The sequence below is a fragment of the Paenibacillus sp. JNUCC-31 genome (assembly GCF_014844075.1).
Classification (GTDB): domain Bacteria; phylum Bacillota; class Bacilli; order Paenibacillales; family Paenibacillaceae; genus Paenibacillus.
Map to the genome: position 1 here is coordinate 4,503,594 of NZ_CP062165.1, position 18,599 is coordinate 4,522,192.

At 42.4% G+C, this 18,599-nt stretch carries 15 protein-coding genes; 9 read left to right on the forward strand and 6 right to left on the reverse strand.

The genetic code is table 11. The features are described from left to right. Positions 1-99 precede the first annotated feature (99 nt). From JNUCC31_RS19590 to JNUCC31_RS19605, 4 genes are all read right to left on the reverse strand, one after another. On the reverse strand, positions 100-2,364 hold the full coding sequence (locus tag JNUCC31_RS19590) for an MMPL family transporter (protein ID WP_192263563.1): 2,265 nt from the start codon (positions 2,362-2,364) through the stop codon (positions 100-102). A gap of 88 nt (positions 2,365-2,452) precedes the next feature. After that, entirely contained in the window at positions 2,453-3,781 is a 1,329-nt protein-coding gene (locus tag JNUCC31_RS19595; protein WP_192263565.1) for a sensor histidine kinase, read from the reverse strand. After that, complete coding sequence (locus JNUCC31_RS19600) at positions 3,778-4,476, reverse strand: response regulator transcription factor (protein ID WP_416234451.1); 699 nt, start codon at positions 4,474-4,476, stop codon at positions 3,778-3,780. Before JNUCC31_RS19600 ends, JNUCC31_RS19595 begins: the two co-directional genes overlap by 4 nt. 228 nt (positions 4,477-4,704) lie before the next feature. Beyond that, entirely contained in the window at positions 4,705-6,123 is a 1,419-nt protein-coding gene (locus tag JNUCC31_RS19605; protein ID WP_192273163.1) for a DHA2 family efflux MFS transporter permease subunit, read from the reverse strand. Between the two features lie 284 nt (positions 6,124-6,407). On the opposite strand from JNUCC31_RS19605, the gene JNUCC31_RS19610 reads away from it, so the two are divergent. The 8 genes from JNUCC31_RS19610 (at position 6,408) to JNUCC31_RS19645 (ending at position 16,278) form a co-directional block, all read left to right on the forward strand. Next, positions 6,408-6,992 carry a TetR/AcrR family transcriptional regulator gene (locus JNUCC31_RS19610; RefSeq protein ID WP_192263569.1) on the forward strand — a complete coding sequence of 195 codons (585 nt, stop codon included), beginning with the start codon at positions 6,408-6,410 and terminating at the stop codon, positions 6,990-6,992. A gap of 1,690 nt (positions 6,993-8,682) precedes the next feature. Next, the gene (locus tag JNUCC31_RS19615; protein WP_192263571.1) at positions 8,683-9,177 is read left to right on the forward strand and encodes a hypothetical protein; all 495 of its coding nucleotides are present in this window, start codon (positions 8,683-8,685) and stop codon (positions 9,175-9,177) included. Positions 9,178-9,679: 502 nt separating this feature from the next. Then, entirely contained in the window at positions 9,680-10,432 is a 753-nt protein-coding gene (locus JNUCC31_RS19620) for an SDR family NAD(P)-dependent oxidoreductase (RefSeq protein WP_192263573.1), read from the forward strand. Positions 10,433-10,481: 49 nt separating this feature from the next. Continuing rightward, positions 10,482-11,561, forward strand: coding sequence for an alkene reductase (locus tag JNUCC31_RS19625; RefSeq protein ID WP_192263575.1), 1,080 nt, complete (start codon positions 10,482-10,484; stop codon positions 11,559-11,561). Positions 11,562-11,759: 198 nt separating this feature from the next. Next, on the forward strand, positions 11,760-12,758 hold the full coding sequence (locus JNUCC31_RS19630) for an NADP-dependent oxidoreductase (RefSeq protein WP_192263577.1): 999 nt from the start codon (positions 11,760-11,762) through the stop codon (positions 12,756-12,758). A gap of 15 nt (positions 12,759-12,773) precedes the next feature. Beyond that, positions 12,774-13,352, forward strand: a complete 579-nt coding sequence (locus JNUCC31_RS19635; RefSeq protein WP_192263579.1) for a TetR/AcrR family transcriptional regulator — start codon at positions 12,774-12,776, stop codon at positions 13,350-13,352. 354 nt (positions 13,353-13,706) lie between these two features. Beyond that, a complete protein-coding gene (locus tag JNUCC31_RS19640; RefSeq protein WP_192263581.1) occupies positions 13,707-14,885 on the forward strand; it encodes an alanyl-tRNA editing protein in 1,179 nt (392 codons plus the stop codon). An 88-nt stretch (positions 14,886-14,973) separates the two neighbouring features. Then, on the forward strand, positions 14,974-16,278 hold the full coding sequence (locus JNUCC31_RS19645; protein ID WP_192263583.1) for a DUF1963 domain-containing protein: 1,305 nt from the start codon (positions 14,974-14,976) through the stop codon (positions 16,276-16,278). A 440-nt stretch (positions 16,279-16,718) separates the two neighbouring features. On the opposite strand, the gene JNUCC31_RS19650 is transcribed toward JNUCC31_RS19645, so the two are convergent. Continuing rightward, entirely contained in the window at positions 16,719-17,060 is a 342-nt protein-coding gene (locus JNUCC31_RS19650; protein ID WP_192273166.1) for a DUF1801 domain-containing protein, read from the reverse strand. 2 nt (positions 17,061-17,062) lie between these two features. Next, positions 17,063-17,638, reverse strand: coding sequence for a GNAT family N-acetyltransferase (locus tag JNUCC31_RS19655; RefSeq protein ID WP_192263585.1), 576 nt, complete (start codon positions 17,636-17,638; stop codon positions 17,063-17,065). 256 nt (positions 17,639-17,894) lie between these two features. Between JNUCC31_RS19655 and JNUCC31_RS19660 the strand changes: the two genes are divergently transcribed. Further along, positions 17,895-18,350, forward strand: coding sequence for a GNAT family N-acetyltransferase (locus tag JNUCC31_RS19660; protein WP_192263587.1), 456 nt, complete (start codon positions 17,895-17,897; stop codon positions 18,348-18,350). Positions 18,351-18,599 lie beyond the last annotated feature (249 nt).

The following is an 18,599-nucleotide window of genomic DNA, read 5'->3' on the forward strand; positions in this document are numbered from 1 at the left end:
AATTAATTTTCAGTTCAGAAAAAGCTTCCTTCATGAAAAGGAAGCTTTTTCTGAACTATGCGAACCGCCAAGCTTCAGGATACCTCACTTTTTGTTGCGTTAAACTTTGGGTTCATTCTCTTTCAGTTTGGATAACAGTTTGTCTCCCTCGACATCTAAATTCGGGAGTATACGGTCTAACCATTTCGGCAATTTCCATGCTTTATCACCGAAGACTGCCATGACAGCAGGGACGAGTATCATACGAACGATAAAGGCGTCAATAAGAATACCAATAGCGAGTGTGAAACCGATCTGTTTAATACTGATATCTGAGCTTAGAGCAAATCCGGCAAATACGGATACCATTATTACGGCTGCTGCTATGACAACGCGGCTCGACTGCTCATACCCGTGAACGATGCTGTCCCTTCCATTATATCCATGAACATAGGACTCACGCATGGAACTGACAAGGAAAACCTGATAATCCATAGCCAATCCGTAAAGAATTCCGGTGACCATGATGGGCATAAAGCTTAGTATTGGACCGCCGGTGTCAAAGCCTAAGAGCGAATGCAACCAACCCCACTGGAACACCGCAGTACAGATCCCGAAGGTGGCAAGTATACTAAGAAGGAAGCCGATTGTAGCTTTAATTGGAACAATAATCGACCGAAACACAAGAAGTAGAATAATCAGCGATAGGATAACAATAATCCCTACGTAGAGCGGGAATACCTGCGCCAGCTTTGAGGACATATCAATATTAATTGCAGTAAACCCGGTTACGCCGATCGTCATATCATTAGTCTTTGCAATACTCGAATCGGTATCACGTAAATCCTGTACAAGCTTTTTGGTGGCTTTGTCAGAAGGTCCTGTTTTCGGAATGAGACTAATAATCGCCATGTCTCCCGTTTTATTAATGTTCACTGGTATCACCTGTGCAACATTATCTTGTTTCTGGAGATCAGCTACAAGATTGTTCATCATTTCCGTTGAGATTTTCTTGGAAGAATCTTTGGACTGGGAGACAAGAAGCAATGGACCGTTGAAGCCTTCGCCGAAACCTCTCGAAATGGCGTCGTAACTCTGCCTTGCTTCTGTTTTTAAATTGGCTGTGGCGCTAGAAGGAATTCCTAAATCCATTTTCGCAGCCGGAATTGCGGCAATGCCTAGTACAGCAATTGAACAGATAATAATAAGCCAACGATACTTAATTGTTCCCTTAACCCAGCGAGTCGCAATTCCATTGCCAGCATTGTTCTTATGACTGCTGTACTTCATACGTTCCTTTTTAGAGACTATACGTTCACCTACTAAACCAAGCAGAGCAGGTAGGAGGGTTAGGGATATAAGTACGTTGACAAGGACGCTCGCTGCTGCGACCAGAGCCATTGTTGATAAAAACTCGATTCCAATCACCAGTAAGCCGCACAAGGCACTAATGACTGTTAAGCCTGCAAAAAATACAGCGCTGCCTGCGGTGCCAATCGCTCTGCTCGCCGCTTCACGTGCGCTAAGTTTTTGGTCTAATATCATTCTACGCTGACGGTTTATAATGAATAGAGAATAATCGATTCCGACAGCCAATCCAACCATGAGTGCCAAGGCTGGAGTGGTACCGTCCATATTAATGAATTTCGATAGTGCGAAGGCTCCAATCAAGCTGATGCCGACTCCGAGAATTGCAGTCAAAAGTGGTAGACCAGCTGCAACCATTGAACCTAGTGTTATGAAAAGAACAATGGCAGCAACAACAAGTCCGATTGCCTCTGTAATACTGATTGGACTTACAGATATAAGCGAATCACCTGGCAAAGCAGTAATACCGGAATTATGCAGCTCGGTAGCTTTAATCGCATCCAATACAGAGTCTATTGTAGATTGAGGCAACGAATCAACCTGAACAGTAAAGTTAATCTGGAATAGACCTACGTTTCCGTCAGGGGAAAGCCTCACGTCAGGCATGAGTGCTTCGGATGCGCCTGCTGTTTTTGCTGCATCATGCTGTTTAGTCCCCGTACTCGAACTGTCGGCTTTCCCACTCAATTCACTTGGATTTACCACATAATCCAGCTTGTAAACGTCTTGAATGGCTTTATTAATTAAGCTCAAACGTTCGGGTGTGTCCAGTCGTTCGCTTTTAGGTGTTGTGAACACGATTCTAGCTTGTCCACCGGTTGCTTCGGGACGTTCTTTAGCTAATTGATCCAAAACCTTTTGGGATTCTGTACCCTCAATTTTTATCCCCGAACTAAGATGAATACCGTTTGCTAGAAGTAATGACAGAACAACTCCAAGGATAGCGACCCAACCAACAATAAAATACCAGGGTTTGTTATAGGCAGATTTGCCCACTTTGTACAAAAATGACGACATAATAATATGTTCTCTCCTCTTTCTATTGAATGAACATATTCTATTGCATGTTTTTAAACTGAGTATAAACAAAAAACCACGAAACGCTTTAGCGCTCATGGTCAGGTAAAGTTACACTTATAATCGTTCCATGGTTCAGTTGGCTCTGCACATCGATCTGGCCTTGATGTAAAGCCGTAATTTTTTGTACAATCGCAAGTCCAAGACCGCTTCCCTCTTGTGAACGATTTCTTGCTTTATCAGATTTATAGAACCTTTGGAAAATGAGCAGTGCATCTTCATCGGCAATCCCAATGCCAGTATCGATAATTCGAACAGTCAACTTGTTCTCACACTTTGTAAGTGAAATGGAGATACGCCCGCCTGGAGGGGTGAATTTTATGGCATTCGTTAATAAATTTATCCACACTTGCGCAAGTTGATCCTCATCCGCATTAACGAGAATTTCCTGCATATCTAAATCAATATCCAATTTTTTTTTCGACCATAGCGGCTCTGTGGAGATTACCGTGCGTCTAAGCTGCTCGTCCAGACGAAAAAAGGTAGGGTTAAAAGGATGATGTTCCGACTCAAGCGAAGCCAGCTTCAATAAATCTTCACTTAAACGGGATACGCGCTCGCTTTCATCAGCAATTATCGACAAATAACGTTTACGGTCAGCATCAGAAATATTATTTTGCAGCAAAGTGGTCGAAAAGCCAAGGATGGAAGTTAGCGGAGATTGGATTTCATGGGACACATTCGATACAAACTCCTGCCTCATCTGTTCGATTTGCCTCAGTTTTTTTACCATCTGATTGAAGCTGTCCGAAAGGATGCCCAACTCGTCTTTGTATTTGACCTGGACATTAACATGATAGTTGCCGGCTGCGATTTTTTTCGTAGCTTTAGTTAACATTTTAATGGGTCTAACCAGATAACGCGATGCGACAAAAATAAGTAAACTTCCTATGATTAAACAGAGAACTAAAGCAGTCAAAACAATTTGATTGTAATTTTTAAGATAACTTTCAATGTGAAAATCAGCAAAAAGAGCATAGGATTCTCCGTCAATGGATAGTGGAAGTCCAATAACAGCAACGTTATTGTTACTTTGATAGAGGCTTCCGTGTAATACTGCGTATATATCATTTTGATTTATGGAACGATTTGGATTTAAACTTGTTAGATCACTTTTATACAAACTCAACTTGTATTTCGAAACGGCCATCACACTCTCCATGTATCCATTAATATCCTCAATTTGTTTCTCTGTAATATAGTTGACGATTTGCTTCCCCGCATATAAAGAATTCGCTTGAATCTTTAAGACAAAATAGTTACTGAATAGCACTCTTAATACTAAAAATGTTATTAGCATACTCATTAAGGTAATCCCTAGAAAAGTGACGACTACCCGGATATAGATTGATTTCATGTTTCAGCGCCAACCTCCAGCCGATAGCCTAAACCGCGGATTGTGACAAGCCGGAAATCGTTCGTGACTTTAGCGAAACGCTCTCGCAGTCTATTGATATGAACGTCGACTGTACGGTCCACTCCTGTATAATCTAATCCCCATATTTGTTCGATCAATTGCTCCCTGGTGAAAATTTGTCCGGGATAGCTTGCCAGCTTGAACAGAAGCTCAAATTCTTTCAAAGGCATAGGAATCTGTTCATTATCTGTAGCCCTTATTACTTTCGCTTCAAGTCTGTTACGATCTAATTGAATATTGCCGATCTGGATTGTCTGCGACATGGAGATTCGGTACCGCTTTAATAGTGCTTTCACACGCATCACCATTTCCATCGGATCAAATGGCTTTACCAAATAATCATCTGTACCTAATTGGAATCCTTTCATTTTGTGCGCAGACTCGCTTTTTGCCGTTACCATCAAAATGGGTATATCGCGATCCTCGCGCAAATACCTGCATAGCTCGTAACCGTCCATCTCAGGCATCATAATGTCCAATATTACCAAATCAATCTTCTGTTCTTCTAAAACCTGTAAAGCTTTTTTGCCATTTTCCGCTTCCCATATATGAAAACCTTCCTTTTTTAAGTGATGGGCTATCAATTCTCTAATAAAAGCATCGTCATCGACGATTATGATTCTAGTCAAGATCATTCCTCCTAATACAATTCCTCTTTCCATTCAAGGATCCAAGGTAACAATTGAATGTAAACTCCATATTAACTGGATTAAAAAAATGACGTTATATCAATAAGGATATTGGAATTTTTTTATTACTTGATATTGCGTTGGGTATCAAACGGTAATAATCAAAAAAAGCGAGAGATCAGACGTAAACGTCTTGATCTGCCGCCTGGATAGCAAACTTAACAATATGAAGCCTCATTGGCTTACAATTTGTTTGTAGTCTTCCTCATCGACTTGTTTGGTTCGTTTGATAAAGAAGGAAAGAATCAATCCAACAAAAGCGATTCCGATGATAACAACATAAGCATCATTGATACCTTGGATCATAGATTCTGTGGCCAACTGCTGTTGACTGAGGGCGTTGGCTGAACCCGTAGCTACGATATCCTGTGCATGTACCTTTGCACGGGAAGTCATGACACTCACGAGTAATGAAGTACCTACAGCGCCAGAAACTTGTCTGATGGTATTAGAGATGGCTGTACCGTGTGCGCTGAGTCTTGAGGGCAGTTGGTTAAGCCCTGCAGTTTGAATCGGCATCATGAGCAAAGCGATACCAATTCGGCGGCTGGTTGACATTAATACCAAGAAACCATAACTGGTTGAATCGGTTAAGTCGATGAAAGCAGTCGTTGTCAAGATGGTGATTACCATGCCGATAACAGCCAACCATTTTCCTCCGAATCGGTCAAATAACTTTCCGGTCACAGGCATAAGGAAACCCATAACAAGGGCACCCGGAAGGAGCAATAATCCAGATTCAAGTGCAGTAAATCCACGTGCGTTCTGGAGATACAAGGGAAGTAACATCATGTCAGCATACATGATCATCGTAATCGCGACATTAATGATCGTAGTTAGGGAAAACATGCTGTACTTGAAAGCCCGCAAATCAAGCAGGGGAGTATCGGAAACGAGCTGGCGCCATGTAAATAAGGCAAGAGCAACAATTCCTACAGCAATGAAGACAAGTACTTCTGCACTTGACCATCCCAGACTTCCTGCCCTGCTGAATCCATACAATAATGCTCCGAATCCGATGGTCGACAGTACAACACTGATGATGTCGAATTTAGAGTTGACCCGTTCGGATACATTTTTCAGGTATACAAAAGCAAAACCGATGACCATAAGAGTTAACGGAATCATTCCGTAAAACATCGTTTGCCAAGTATAATTCACCAAAATATAACCGGTAAGAGTAGGCCCGATTGCAGGAGCAAAAATGATAGCAAAACCAACCATGCCCATTGCAGTTCCTCGTTTCTCAGGAGGATACAAGGTCATAACAACGTTCATCAGGAGTGGCATGATAATACCAGCACCCGCAGCCTGAATCATGCGACCTGTTAGTAATATTCCGAAATTGGAAGCAAGGGCGGATACGATGGTGCCGATTAAGAAAATAAACATGGAAGCTTGGAATAATTGTTTGGTTGAGAAACGTTGCATGAAATAGGCTGTGATGGGAATGAGAACTCCATTCACTAGCATGTAACCTGTTGTTAACCACTGTGCCGTTGCTGCGGAAATGTTAAAGTCACCCATTAGCTCAGGGGTTGCGACACTCATGATGGTTTGATTCAACGTTGCAAGGAAGGCTCCCAAAATCATAATAAACAAGATGGGGCCTTTCTTTACAGAGAGTTCATCTTGCACTCTAGCTTGACTCAATTCTATTCATCCTTTCAATCCACGCATGACTAATTGTACAACGTGTAGTATAGTTTACAATGTATACATTAGGATTATATATATATTTGAACAGATTGCAATTTACGTATTGGTCATTTTTGTTGCTTATCTTACAAAAAAATAAGAACTTGTTGTGTAAATCAAAAATAAATAACAAATTTTTGTTGAATATTTAATGTTAAAAATTTGAAGGAGGGCTCGGCATGAAGGGCGATAAGAAATCAGCGTTAGACCCAAGAATTGTGCGAACGCGTCAGTTAATCCGAGGTGCGTTTGTTGAATTGCTGAAGGAAATGGATATCGAAAAAATGTCGGTAAATAAAATTGCAAAACGTGCGACAATCAGTCGAGTAACTTTCTATCTGCACTATAACGATATCACGGATATGTTGGAGAAGATCGCCGATGAGATGATTCAGCACATTGAGCAAATTGTGGATGTATATGCTCCTGAATTTGAGAAGAAAAGAACGGAAGAGGCTTGGCCGGTTTTGGTGAAACTACTTGAACATTTTGCAGAAAACTCTGAGTTCTATCAAGTGGTACTTACCACGAAGCGCACACCGATTTTCACAGAACGACTTCTCAAATTGTTCAGTAGACTGGTCCAAGCTAAAAACGATCGAGTAGAAGTGGTCGGTCAACAAAATGAATCCGGTAATCACAAAGAGATTGCAATATGGTACGGTTCTTCCGCCCTGATTGGAACTATTGATGCCTGGTTGCGACATGATATGCCTTATTCACCCCATTACCTTGCTAAACGTCTTATACTTCTAATGACCTGATACAATTAAACTACAATCCACATACGGCAAACGTTGTCAGGTGTGAAGAAAATAATTTATTCCTCGCTCCATCCATACCTAATAGAGGAGGAATAATGTAATGAAACATAGTGTAGAGCGCATCTATGTGAGAATTCGGAAGGTCTAAGATAAATTTTAGTTGGTATGCTCATGGATTTTTTATGGAATTATCCCCGTTCATCCTTGATTCATCAGATGCTAGCTGGATTCTTTCGTGGAATAGTATGATCGTTCTAGATAAACGTAATACAATTGGCATTAGAACATTAAAGTAGTACACAGAAGAGGTATTGATTCAAATATAAAATTTTAGCTTTATGCCACTATATTCTATGTAGACGAGACAAAAAGAAATTTAATCAAATTATTCGATTCTTTATTTTATCCGGTATTTTATAATAGAATTTCAACAAAAAAAGCAGCTTTTGAAAGCAGCTTTTTTTGTTGAATAACGAACGTAGGTTCCCTTTGTGTAATGGAAAGCAAACAAAAGTTCTTGTGGCCGTTGAGATTATTTATGAGGATCAGAGCGGCATGATAACGAGACGTCGTATGCAGGTCAAAATTATCCGATCCGGAATGATCAAAGTTGATAATCTATTGTCCTGCATCCTATCCAATCAGAACAACGACTTGGTAGGCGAATATATGTTAGTTTATATTAATAGATTAAGCATTAATTTAACTAATAAAAAACCCAAGTTGGTAATAAAACCTACTTGAGTTAGGGCAACTACTAAACTAAAAATATTATGTTGTAATATTTTCAAACATAAAATTAAGAAGAGACCGGATCTATTGACCGGTCTCTTTCGTTTGATTTTTTTCTGTAGGAGGATAGATATACACAGCTGGAAATACTTTTTTTAGGAGGGGTGAGGTTCAATGCCTTTTTCAAGACCTATTCTGAACTACGGAGGTGCCATAGCAAATGCGAATATTAAGTAATAATGATGTTAAAAAAGTATCAGATATTCAGCAAGTAATCAATCCCAGGCAAGGCAGGTATGGATATTAAACGGGTTACTTAAAGCATGACAAGGTGTTTGGACATAAAACAGTGACATGGTTTGCAGATACCGAGGGAATTCTCATAATTTTACCCTTATCAAGTGGGCCCTTATGTAGCTGGATTTATAGAAGTAAAAGTACCCTACACAAGAATCGAGTCCAACAACACTATGCTTTTTAGATTTAACAAAAGACTCAGTTAAATATTTGAAGCAAGGATAATTACCTAGTTTCAAAGAAATAGGCTTTGGAAAAACCATAAAACAAGTATCTGAGGCACTGGATAGCAAAGTGAGAGAATCCTATTATGAGAGTGGAGGACTATTTTGGATTTTGAAGGATGGAACTATGCTTCTTTTAATTTCAGTGAAGAATCTGGGCGACTAGCCTATGTATATTTAAGTTCTAGAGCTTTTCCTATGAAAGGGTTCGATGATATCGAGAAGATCTTGGGCAAAGGCATAAGGTTTGAAAGTACAAGAGTGGAGTGACTATCTCCGAATTTATTAATACCAAACTACCAGAGAAGTTTATAAATTCGGTGAAAAAATATCAGACTCTATCTGGACAAACTCGATTCCGAAAAATACCTTGTCAGTCGCCTTGATGTAGTTCATATCAAACGAGTACTACAATGATCCGTTCTAAGAAGCCAAACATGACTTGGAATGGACAACAATATGATCATGTTCATAGGTGTTCTGTTTGTTATGTAAAATACGGTTTCATTAAAAATGCAGAAGAACCTAATAAGCTTAATCAGGTGATTAAAGGAAAGTTAGATGGTGCTGCGATGAGACAAAGGGCAGAGACATATATAAACAATCAAATTGCCAAAAATGAGATTATAGCAGACATCTATCTTTACAAGTATTTAGATACTACTAAAAAGACTGTTAAAAAGTTATTTCCTGAGCTATTGGAATGGATTGAGGAACAGAAACAGTTACAGAAAGCGCGAATGAATAACAAAGTAGAGGAGGAGCGAATAGAGCGCATTAAAGAAGCCGTAATTCTTATCACAAATCATGGGGATTATCCAACTTATGAAAATGTTGTTGAAATAAGCGGAGTTCCTAAAAATTACATTAGAACTCATAAGAAGGTAAGCAACGTCTTTAATGAGTTAAAGAAAAGATATAGGAGAAAATAATTTCTTCAAAATACTGCGGCAATTTATAAACGAGCTGCTTATTTGTTCTTTTATTAAGCTAAAGAAGACTAATGATCAAAAACGACATTATACTATAAATTTACCGACAAAAAGACTATAAAATATTCATCATATTAATGATTTTTACCGACAAAATAAAATAAAATTAACAAGTACAATTCAGCGAGCATAAAATCAAGCGGCGTATCGCTTGATTTTATGCTCGTTTTTCTTCCCGGTTTGCCGATGGTTCACATAAATGTGCAATGATTATTCGAGATGATTACAAGTGATCAGCAAAATGTAATGCTATTGTTGATGTAACACTGTCCGCTTTAGATATCACAGACCACAAAAATAATTCTTTACCGATCGTTCTTGAAATGATATAGTAACAGCAAGTTAGATCTAATTGTTTTTTTGCGACTTTGGGAACGATCGTTCTAAAATTGTTTTGCAAGCTTATCTACACTAATCTGAATAATCTGAGGGAGAGAATAAGATGAAATACACAGTGATCACAGGAGCAAGTTCAGGGATTGGATATGAGACGGCATTGGCCTTTGCTGCACGCGGCAAAAACTTGATTTTGGTAGCTAGAAGATTGGATAAATTGGAAGAACTCAAGTCAGCAATTCAGGATATTGATCCTGCTGTAGATGTTATTGTTCGTACAATTGACCTGTCTGTTACAGATCAGGCTTACACGCTGTACGACAATTTAAAAGAATACCAAATTGAGACGTGGATTAACAATGCAGGGCTTGGTGAAGGTTCTTTTGTAGCAGAACAGAAGCTGGATAAGGTTGAAACGATGTTGCGTGTTAATATCGAATCCTTGACCATCCTTTCTACACGATATGTAAGAGATTATGCTGATGTAGAAGGTACTCAACTCATTAACGTCTCATCCGCACTTGGATATGCCATTGCTGTTGGAAGCGTCGCTTACTCTGCATCTAAATATTACGTGAGTGCCTTCACAGAAGGGCTGGCCAAAGAACTCGAACTGAAAGGTGCAAAGCTAAAGGCAAAAATTCTGGCACCAGCGATAACGGAAACGGAATTCGTCAAGAAATCATTAGATGCTGAGGAATTTGATTACAAAGTAAACATGCCTAGGTACCATACTGCCAAACAAATGGCGGGCTTCATGGTGGATTTGTATGATAGCAACGAAGTGGTAGGGATTGTAGATCAGAACTATGATTTCAATCTGAGAGGCCCAATCTATCCAATCCTTTCAGAATTTTAAATTCAATTCGTATATGCATGGAACTTTATCGAAAGAGGAGAGTCTCGAAATGGAAAAGTTGTGGAGTAAGACGAAGATTGGAACAATGGAATTAGCTCATCGTTTAGCAATGGCACCGATGACACGTAGTAGATCACAAGAAGATGGGACACCGGGAGAGCTAACATCCCTTTATTATGCTCAACGAGCGTCAATGGGACTCCTTATTACTGAGGGGGTACAGCCTTCTGATGATGGGCAAGGTTACTTATGGTCCCCTGGGATCTATACGGATAAACATATTGAAGGATGGAGAAAGGTTACAGATGCAGTGCACAAAGCAGGTGGATATATGTATATCCAATTAATGCATGCTGGTCGCATGTCACATCCAGACAACACACCACATCATCGCCAACCTGTTGCACCATCTGCAATCGCACCCGGTGTAGAGATGTTTACTGCCAAAGGAATGCAGGAGATCCCTGTTCCGCGTGAGTTAAGTAAAGAGGATATTCAAACGACCATTGCGGATTTCCGGAAAGCGGCAGCAGCAGCTATTAAAGCAGGTGCGGACGGCGTTGAAATTCATGGAGCCAATGGGTATCTGATCAATCAATTTATCGGAGAAAATTCGAATACACGGACAGATGAATATGGGGGATCAATCGAAAATCGTGCTCGCTTTGCGATCGAAGTAACAAAAGCTATCGTCGATGAAATTGGAGCGGAAAGAACAGGCTTCCGTATTTCGCCAGGGACACCTCTTGGTGGGATTCAAGATGGTGAACAAGGTCCAGAACTTTATAGCTACCTTGTTAAGGAATTAGCTCCATTGGATTTAGCTTACCTTCATGTCATGCATCTTGGGAACGAACAACTGCTCCAAGACATTCGTTCAATCTGGACGAATCCATTGTTAGTCAATCGTGCTGGACGAGCTCTGGAAGATCTTAGCGTGGATATAGATAACGGCATTGCTGATCTGGTACCCGTTGGTGTGTGGTCATTAGCCAATCCGGATTTAGTGGAACGACTGCAAGCAGGTGCGCCATTGAACGAAGCAGATCCAACAACATTTTTTGGCCTGGGAAGCAAAGGTTATACGGATTATCCTACGATGGAAGAATTAAAATCCCGAAAAGGTTAATCATAATGTAAATGGTAAATCATGGCGTACAACGGATCGTTGTGCGCCATGATTTATTCACAAACGTTCATGTGAGCGGCGTAACCTAAACATTTTAGCTTGATGCATACATTACATTCTATCGGCAGGGTGAACCGTGTTTTGGTTTAAGGCATTCGCATCCACCCTGATTTTATTAGCAAAGGAAGAGGATGGATCATGAAAGCAGCACAAATACGGAAATATTCAAAGAAAATCCAGGTGGAATTAAATGATGTAAGCATACCACAGATCAATAGCCGTGAGGTGCTTGTCAAAGTAAAAGCAGCAGGTGTAAATCCGCTGGACATTCTTAATATGAATGGTAGCGTTCGGTTGATTGCCGATTATGCGTTGCCATTAACTTTAGGAAATGAACTGTCTGGCGTTATTGAAGCCGTTGGTGATGATGTTTTGAATTTTAAGGTGGGTGACCCTGTCTATACGAGGCTGCCACTTGCTAAAATAGGTGCTTTTGCCGAATATGCGGCCGTGAATGAAGATGCTTTATCCATCATGCCTGAACATCTATCTTTTATTGAAGCTGCTGCAGTACCCCTTACTGCCTTGACAGCTTATCAGGCATTGCATGATGTACTAGCTGCCCAGCCGAATAAAAAGCTATTCATTCCTGGGGGAACCGGCGGCTTCGGCGCTATGGCCATCCCCATTGCCAAATCCATGGGATTACATGTTATTACAAGTGGCAGTGAAAGAGGCAGATCTCGTGCAATGTCGATCGGCGCGGATCAATTCATTAATTATAAGACAGAGAATTATGCTGACGTCCTATCCAATATTGATTATGTGATTGACACTTTGGGGGCTAACGAGATCAAAGCTGAACTGGCTATTTTAAAACCGCAAGGGAAATTGGTCTCATTAAAAGCCGGGCCTAATTATCGCTTTGCAGTTGATCATGATTTTCCATTGTGGAAAAAAGCATTGTTTGGTTTAGTGGGTGCTCGGTTAGATTCTTTAGCTCGTAAGAATCAAAATGAATATCGTTTTTTATTTGTACAAGAAAATGGAAGTCAGTTACAGAAAATCACTACACTTGTTGAAAAAGAAAATATCAAGCCCTCTATAGATTCAACTTATACATTTGAAGACATTAACAAGGCGTTGATTAAAGTGTCGACGGGTCATTCCCAGGGCAAAGTGATTGTAACCTTCTAGACAGGAGGAATCCAAATGGCCAGAAGCAAAGAGTTCGAAGAGTCCATCGTATTAGATAAAGCGATGAGACTTTTTTGGGAACAGGGCTACGAGAAGACATCCATGACCGATCTTGTCGGGCATATGGGAATCCATCGCAGAAGCTTGTATGACACATTTGGCAACAAACATACGCTGTTTCTAAAGGCAGTAGAGCTTTATGATCAACAAATTAGCACCGCACTTGCAGCAGGGGTAAAGCGTTCCAAAACGGCAACGGAAGCACTTCAGTTTATTGTGGGCTTCTTGATCTCAGGAGAAGAGAATCCAGCTTCTGGTTGCTTAATCGTGAATTCGACGGTGGAACTTTCTGCCCGTGACGCCGATATGAATAATAAATCCATGGAGATGTTTGCGGCCGAAGAGCAATTATTCAGGGACATTATTCTGTGGGGGCAGCAAGACGGTGAGTTCACACCGCAGTATGATGCGGGGGAATTGGCGGAATATGTGCACAATGTAGCGGTGGGATTAAGGGTCATTGCCAAAACTTCGATTACCAAAGAAAAACTTCTTCGTATAGCTAATCTATCGATCCAGCTTATCGCAAAATGATATTTTTTTCACAATATTAATGAAGGGCGCGATCATCGAGGCCGGGCAGGTGGCGGAAGAAGGATATCGAGGCTTTTGCGAGGGAAGATGTTAATTATGCCAGGTGCTCGAAACTGAATGAAAAAAGATTGAATTAGCGGTGTATAAGCGATGAAGCAGTTTAACGATAGCGTATGCTTTCGAAGCAGCCTTCTCTCGGATGATTAGGTTAACCGGAATCCTCTTGGTTGGCCTTTTTTGTAATTGTCATGCGATTACGGAAGGCAGAAATTGGCATGAGTCTGCGAGATAGTGTAATCTGTAGTCAAGTACATAGGTAGCCGAGATTGAACGAGAAGGGATTGGGATGATTCAATGACGCAAAAAATCTATTATGACTTCGCGTACACACGGGAGTGGCATACACAAATTACAGGTAGAGTGGACAAGGAAGATGGTATATATGTCACACTGGCGGAAACAGCTTTTTACCCACATGGAGGTGGACAACCTTGTGATCTGGGGCAGATTGGTGGCATTGCCGTGCTGGATGTGATCAGTGAGGACGGTGAGGTCTTGCATAAGCTGGAGCGTGCGCCCGAGCAGAATGAGGTGGATTGCCAAATCGATTGGCAGCGCAGATTCGATCATATGCAGCAGCATACCGGGCAGCATTTGCTGTCGGCCATTACGCTGAAGCAGGCAGATGCGATGACTTTCAGTTTTCATCTAGGGACAGATTATATCACGATTGATGTAGCCGCAGCCGAACTGGGAGCGAACCAACTGGCTGCAATTGAAATGGAGGCCAATCAGCAGATTTACCGAAATGCTAAAATCAACAGTTCCTGGGTCACTGCGGAAGAAGCGGCACGTCTGCCGCTGGTAAAGCAGCCTTCCGTAACCGAAGATATTCGCATCGTGGAGATCGAGGGTGTGGAATATAATGCTTGCGGTGGAACACATGTGTCAGCCACAGGTGAGATCGGGATCATTAAACTGTTGAAAACCGAGAAAGTGAAGGGTGGCACCCGGGTTTATTTTAAATGCGGATATCGGGCACTGAATGAGTTCAACGCCGCGCAGAGCGTGCTTACAGGGATTACAGCCAAATTGAAGACCAGCCGGGAAGAGCTTGCGGAGCGAATCGATAAAATGGAAGCAGAACAAAAGAAGCTGCAAGCCGAGCTGAACGCTGTGAAAACTTCGAATGACGCTTATTATGCGCAGGAGCTTTTATCCGCACGGGAAGGGCTTGTCATTGCTCAAATCTTTGAGGATAAATCGCTCAAGGATATGCAGAGTCTGGCGACCAAGCTAACGTCAGAACATGAGGGACTTGTGCTCTTTGCGAGCATCTCGGAGGCAAAAGTCGTTCTGGCACAGAACGGACAGCCGCCGGAGTGGGCTTGCGGACCTTTCTTCAAGGGCAATCTCGGAGCCTACCAGGGCAAAGGCGGCGGCAACGACAAGATCGCTCAGGCGGGCTTTGCCAGCAGCGAAGATGCGATCGCTTTTTATGAATTTACGAAGGACCAACTCGGACATCACTGATCAACAAGCCGGCTGATCGATATGATATTGTGCGCTCAGCGCAGCGCATCGTGAGGTGAATCACACAAGCAGAGGGGGTCCCCATAGGATGACAGAACGCATTCCGTGTATACGAGAGGGTTGCGCAAATACGATTTTGCCAGCAACGGCTGTCAGAACAGGCGGGTACTGCATGCCTTGCAAGCAGGAGATGGAACGTGAGGCACAACAAAAATACATTGAGGCCAATCGGCGAAATGTGAACTTGTATGAGGGAATGACGGACCCTGTGGAGATTTTGAAAATCATGCATACTCGCCAGGCTCATGATCCATTGATCCGTTATGTACCATATGAGGAATCCCAGGAACAGGTATATCTGTCCTTGTCTATGGAGCAGCAAGCTCTCATGATTGATTATGCGATGCAGCTGATTCGTGCAGGAGATGATGATACGGGTAAAGATATTCTGGTATATCTGGTTTGTTACCATGATATTTCGTTGTCTGCACAGATTTTGGAGCTGCTGGAGCGCGAAATCTACTACCCTGTCATTTTGTATAAGAGTGCCTCTGCCGAAGTACGTGATCAACTCATACAGCAGGTGAACACCGATGATGAGAATCGGAATAATCTATTGCTCATGCTCGCCTATATTGGAGATGAAGTGGTCGTACGTCAGTTCCAGCAATGGAGGCAGTCTCCACCTCACTGGGCAGTTCAGCTGCATGTCGCACCAGAGCACCATACAACCGAAGCCGGTTGGGAGTTAACGAATGAAGGCCAGCGCAGGGATTTATTCACCACCCCAAGTTATGCACTCTATAAAGTAATAGAGAATACAGGTACTGACGACACGTTAATTGGCGATCCAATGTCCATGCTTTTACCCAGTGCCAATAACTGTAAGTGGTGTGGCAGGAAGTTAACGACCTTAATTGAGCTGGATGTCGGGCATCCAGCATTGCAGGACGTAGCTTGGAACAGTGAGCGACTTCGAGTGCAGACTTGCGTGATATGCAGCTGTTATGGCGTCGTTTATATGGAGATGGATTCAGCAGGTGAACTGTGCTGGAGTGCGCATAATGTGATGCCCATGGGGGCGGATGATCTTGACCCGGATGACTATGCTCAGCTTGCACCGGATGCAGGGCGGCAGTTTCGGATTGCGATTGCATCACGTCAGGCGTACCATGCCAGTGAGTGGGCGATGGAGCCTTCTTTATCCCAGATTGGGGGCCATCCTGGATGGGTTCAGGACGCGGAGTATCCAAATTGTCCATGCTGCTCTTCAAGGATGAGGGCCGTTGGTCAACTGGACTGGAGCGAGGTTGAGGAGTATGGGGATGGTATGTATTACATGTTCATTTGCGAGCCATGCCAGATGACTGCGGTATCTTATCAACAGTCCTGATGAAGGAAGCAAAGATCTGATATTTCATAGATGCAATACAGAAGTTGTAAAGACAGTCGAATATTTAAAAGGGGCTATTCCGTATCTAGAACATTACGGAAAGCCCCTTCGTATGAACAGGGGGATGTCCATAAGTCATGAGGATGACACTGGACGCCCCTTGTTCACCTTATTTTGGTTTAACGAACCTGACACACGTTATTCGCACCCATTTGCACCATGCTGAGATGTAACGAATTACAGAGACGTTATTTCATCGATGGGGTCGATTATAAGGCTTTGACGCCGTTGTTGCACCGAAATAACGCCACTGAGATTCGTTAAAGTTTCCATTTCTTAAGAATCAGCCATTTAGGGTGTAACAGATTCGTTAGCGTCTTGGCCAAATGGAGAAATGAAAATTCAAGATAGTCTCACTATTTGATCGTATTCTCTAATGCTTAGAGTTCTGCCGATGCCTGAGTCAGAAGACGAGTCAACCATTCATAATCCGGCGTATCTTTTTCCTTGATTTTGATGGTTTTGCGTTCTGCCGGGCCTTCGAATATACCATCTGGCAGGTCAAGCCCGGTTGCATTGAAGATCGTGAAGGATACTGCCGGCTTGGACGGGGAGATGACCGCCGCGTATTTACCGTTTTTCAGGAAATGAGGTTTCTTGTACTGCACACGTTCCTGTACTTCAGGGATCGACTCATGTACCAACTCCCGCAGTTTGCTTGCAACCTGGACTTGCCAGGGAACCGGGATCTGTTCGATAAATTCAGTGACTTCCGCATTCATATTCATGCTTGTCCACCCTCCACATTGATCTGATTGTGTGCTTCCCATTCTGGTCGTAGAATGCCCATCCATAAGCGATCGTAGCGCTTGCCGTCACGATACACGGCTGATCTGGCGCGACCTTCCAACTGAAAGCCGACCTTCTCATAGGCACGGATGCCTTTTGCATTATAGGCGATGACATCCAGACCTACCCGGTCCAGATTCAATTCATGGAAGGCATACCGCAAAATAAGATTCAACGCTTCCGTTCCGTACCCTTTGTTGCGATGCTCTGCGAGCCCGATGCCAATGGCAAGCTGTCCGCACCGGTTGTTCCATTCAATGCTGTGAATGACAACGAATCCGATCAGTTGTTCATCCTCACGTGTTCGAAGCCGGAAGTAAACTTCCTTGTCCTTCGTCTCACCTTCATCTTCAAGTTGCCTTTCCGAAAAAGGAATGGCAATATCCGTATCCACATTTCGCAAATATTCGGGATCTTCATTCCATTGCAGCATGGTCTGCACGTCTTCTGCACGGGGCGGAGTCATTTTCAATCGTTTGCTATAAAACAGATTTTCAGTCGATAGTGTCATGGGGGTCTCCTTTGAATAAGTTAAGTTTGCTTCACCTCAAAACGACGATTAACTACATAGCTGCTACGCAATATTCTTCGCTCCTTTTGGTTTCAGATAGCCTCACTATAATGGAAATTTCAGGGCATCACAATAGACATTTCATTTGTGTTTTTGAAGCTGTTGTCAGAAAACCTGTCATGGTAGTACTATATAAACAATAGTCATGTATTCTGTGATACAACATACAACAAAATTGTCGGCAGGAGTGGTAGATATGGAGATCAAAGTAGACGATTTGAGCGGTCATCAAGTCATTGGATTAATTGCAGAACATTTGCAAGGCATGGCAGCAGATTCGCCGCCGGAAAGCATTCACGCCCTGGATCTGGATGGGTTAAAGAAACCTGAGATTACATTCTGGTGTGCATGGGAAGCAGATGAGCTGCTCGGCTGCGGTGCCATGAAGGAGCTGAATTCGGAGCATGCAGAGTTGAAGTCCATGCGTACAGCCAAGGCTCACCTCAGAAAAGGCGTCGCGAGACAAATCCTTGCCCATATTATCGGGGTTGCCCAGAATCGGGGGTATCAGCGGATCAGTCTGGAGACAGGTTCGATGGATTCTTTTATCCCGGCGCGGAAGCTGTATGAGGACTTTGGATTTGTTTACTGTGAGCCATTTGCAGATTATCGTTTGGACCCGAACAGTGCTTTTATGACGAAGGAATTATAAATGGATGATAGATATATAGGCATAACGGCATAACGTGAACACAGATAACCAGCATTCTGTTGCATACAGACCGCTGGTTTTTTCGTGTGCATAATTGTTTTGAACATAGTGGTGGATTGCAACAAATCATACATATTCAAGGGCGCAAGGAGAGTAGAATATATTTAAATGAATAGGTTACGATGCATACCGATTGGCTCGTATCATTGTAGGGTATAAAACATACGTCATGTCAGCATAGGCTTGGGA

What these genes read in the sequence shown, in the direction of transcription:
- JNUCC31_RS19620 (WP_192263573.1), top strand. Translation starts at nt 9,680, where the DNA reads ATGAAATACACAGTGATCACAGGAGCAAGTTCAGGGATTGGATATGAG.
- JNUCC31_RS19610 (WP_192263569.1), top strand. Translation starts at nt 6,408, where the DNA reads ATGAAGGGCGATAAGAAATCAGCGTTAGACCCAAGAATTGTGCGAACG.
- JNUCC31_RS19655 (WP_192263585.1), bottom strand. Translation starts at nt 17,638, where the DNA reads ATGACACTATCGACTGAAAATCTGTTTTATAGCAAACGATTGAAAATG.
- JNUCC31_RS19605 (WP_192273163.1), bottom strand. Translation starts at nt 6,123, where the DNA reads ATGATTTTGGGAGCCTTCCTTGCAACGTTGAATCAAACCATCATGAGT.
- JNUCC31_RS19650 (WP_192273166.1), bottom strand. Translation starts at nt 17,060, where the DNA reads ATGAATGCGGAAGTCACTGAATTTATCGAACAGATCCCGGTTCCCTGG.
- JNUCC31_RS19600 (WP_416234451.1), bottom strand. Translation starts at nt 4,476, where the DNA reads ATGATCTTGACTAGAATCATAATCGTCGATGACGATGCTTTTATTAGA.
- JNUCC31_RS19660 (WP_192263587.1), top strand. Translation starts at nt 17,895, where the DNA reads ATGGAGATCAAAGTAGACGATTTGAGCGGTCATCAAGTCATTGGATTA.
- JNUCC31_RS19645 (WP_192263583.1), top strand. Translation starts at nt 14,974, where the DNA reads ATGACAGAACGCATTCCGTGTATACGAGAGGGTTGCGCAAATACGATT.
- JNUCC31_RS19640 (WP_192263581.1), top strand. Translation starts at nt 13,707, where the DNA reads ATGACGCAAAAAATCTATTATGACTTCGCGTACACACGGGAGTGGCAT.
- JNUCC31_RS19630 (WP_192263577.1), top strand. Translation starts at nt 11,760, where the DNA reads ATGAAAGCAGCACAAATACGGAAATATTCAAAGAAAATCCAGGTGGAA.
- JNUCC31_RS19590 (WP_192263563.1), bottom strand. Translation starts at nt 2,364, where the DNA reads ATGTCGTCATTTTTGTACAAAGTGGGCAAATCTGCCTATAACAAACCC.
- JNUCC31_RS19595 (WP_192263565.1), bottom strand. Translation starts at nt 3,781, where the DNA reads ATGAAATCAATCTATATCCGGGTAGTCGTCACTTTTCTAGGGATTACC.
- JNUCC31_RS19625 (WP_192263575.1), top strand. Translation starts at nt 10,482, where the DNA reads ATGGAAAAGTTGTGGAGTAAGACGAAGATTGGAACAATGGAATTAGCT.
- JNUCC31_RS19615 (WP_192263571.1), top strand. Translation starts at nt 8,683, where the DNA reads ATGACTTGGAATGGACAACAATATGATCATGTTCATAGGTGTTCTGTT.
- JNUCC31_RS19635 (WP_192263579.1), top strand. Translation starts at nt 12,774, where the DNA reads ATGGCCAGAAGCAAAGAGTTCGAAGAGTCCATCGTATTAGATAAAGCG.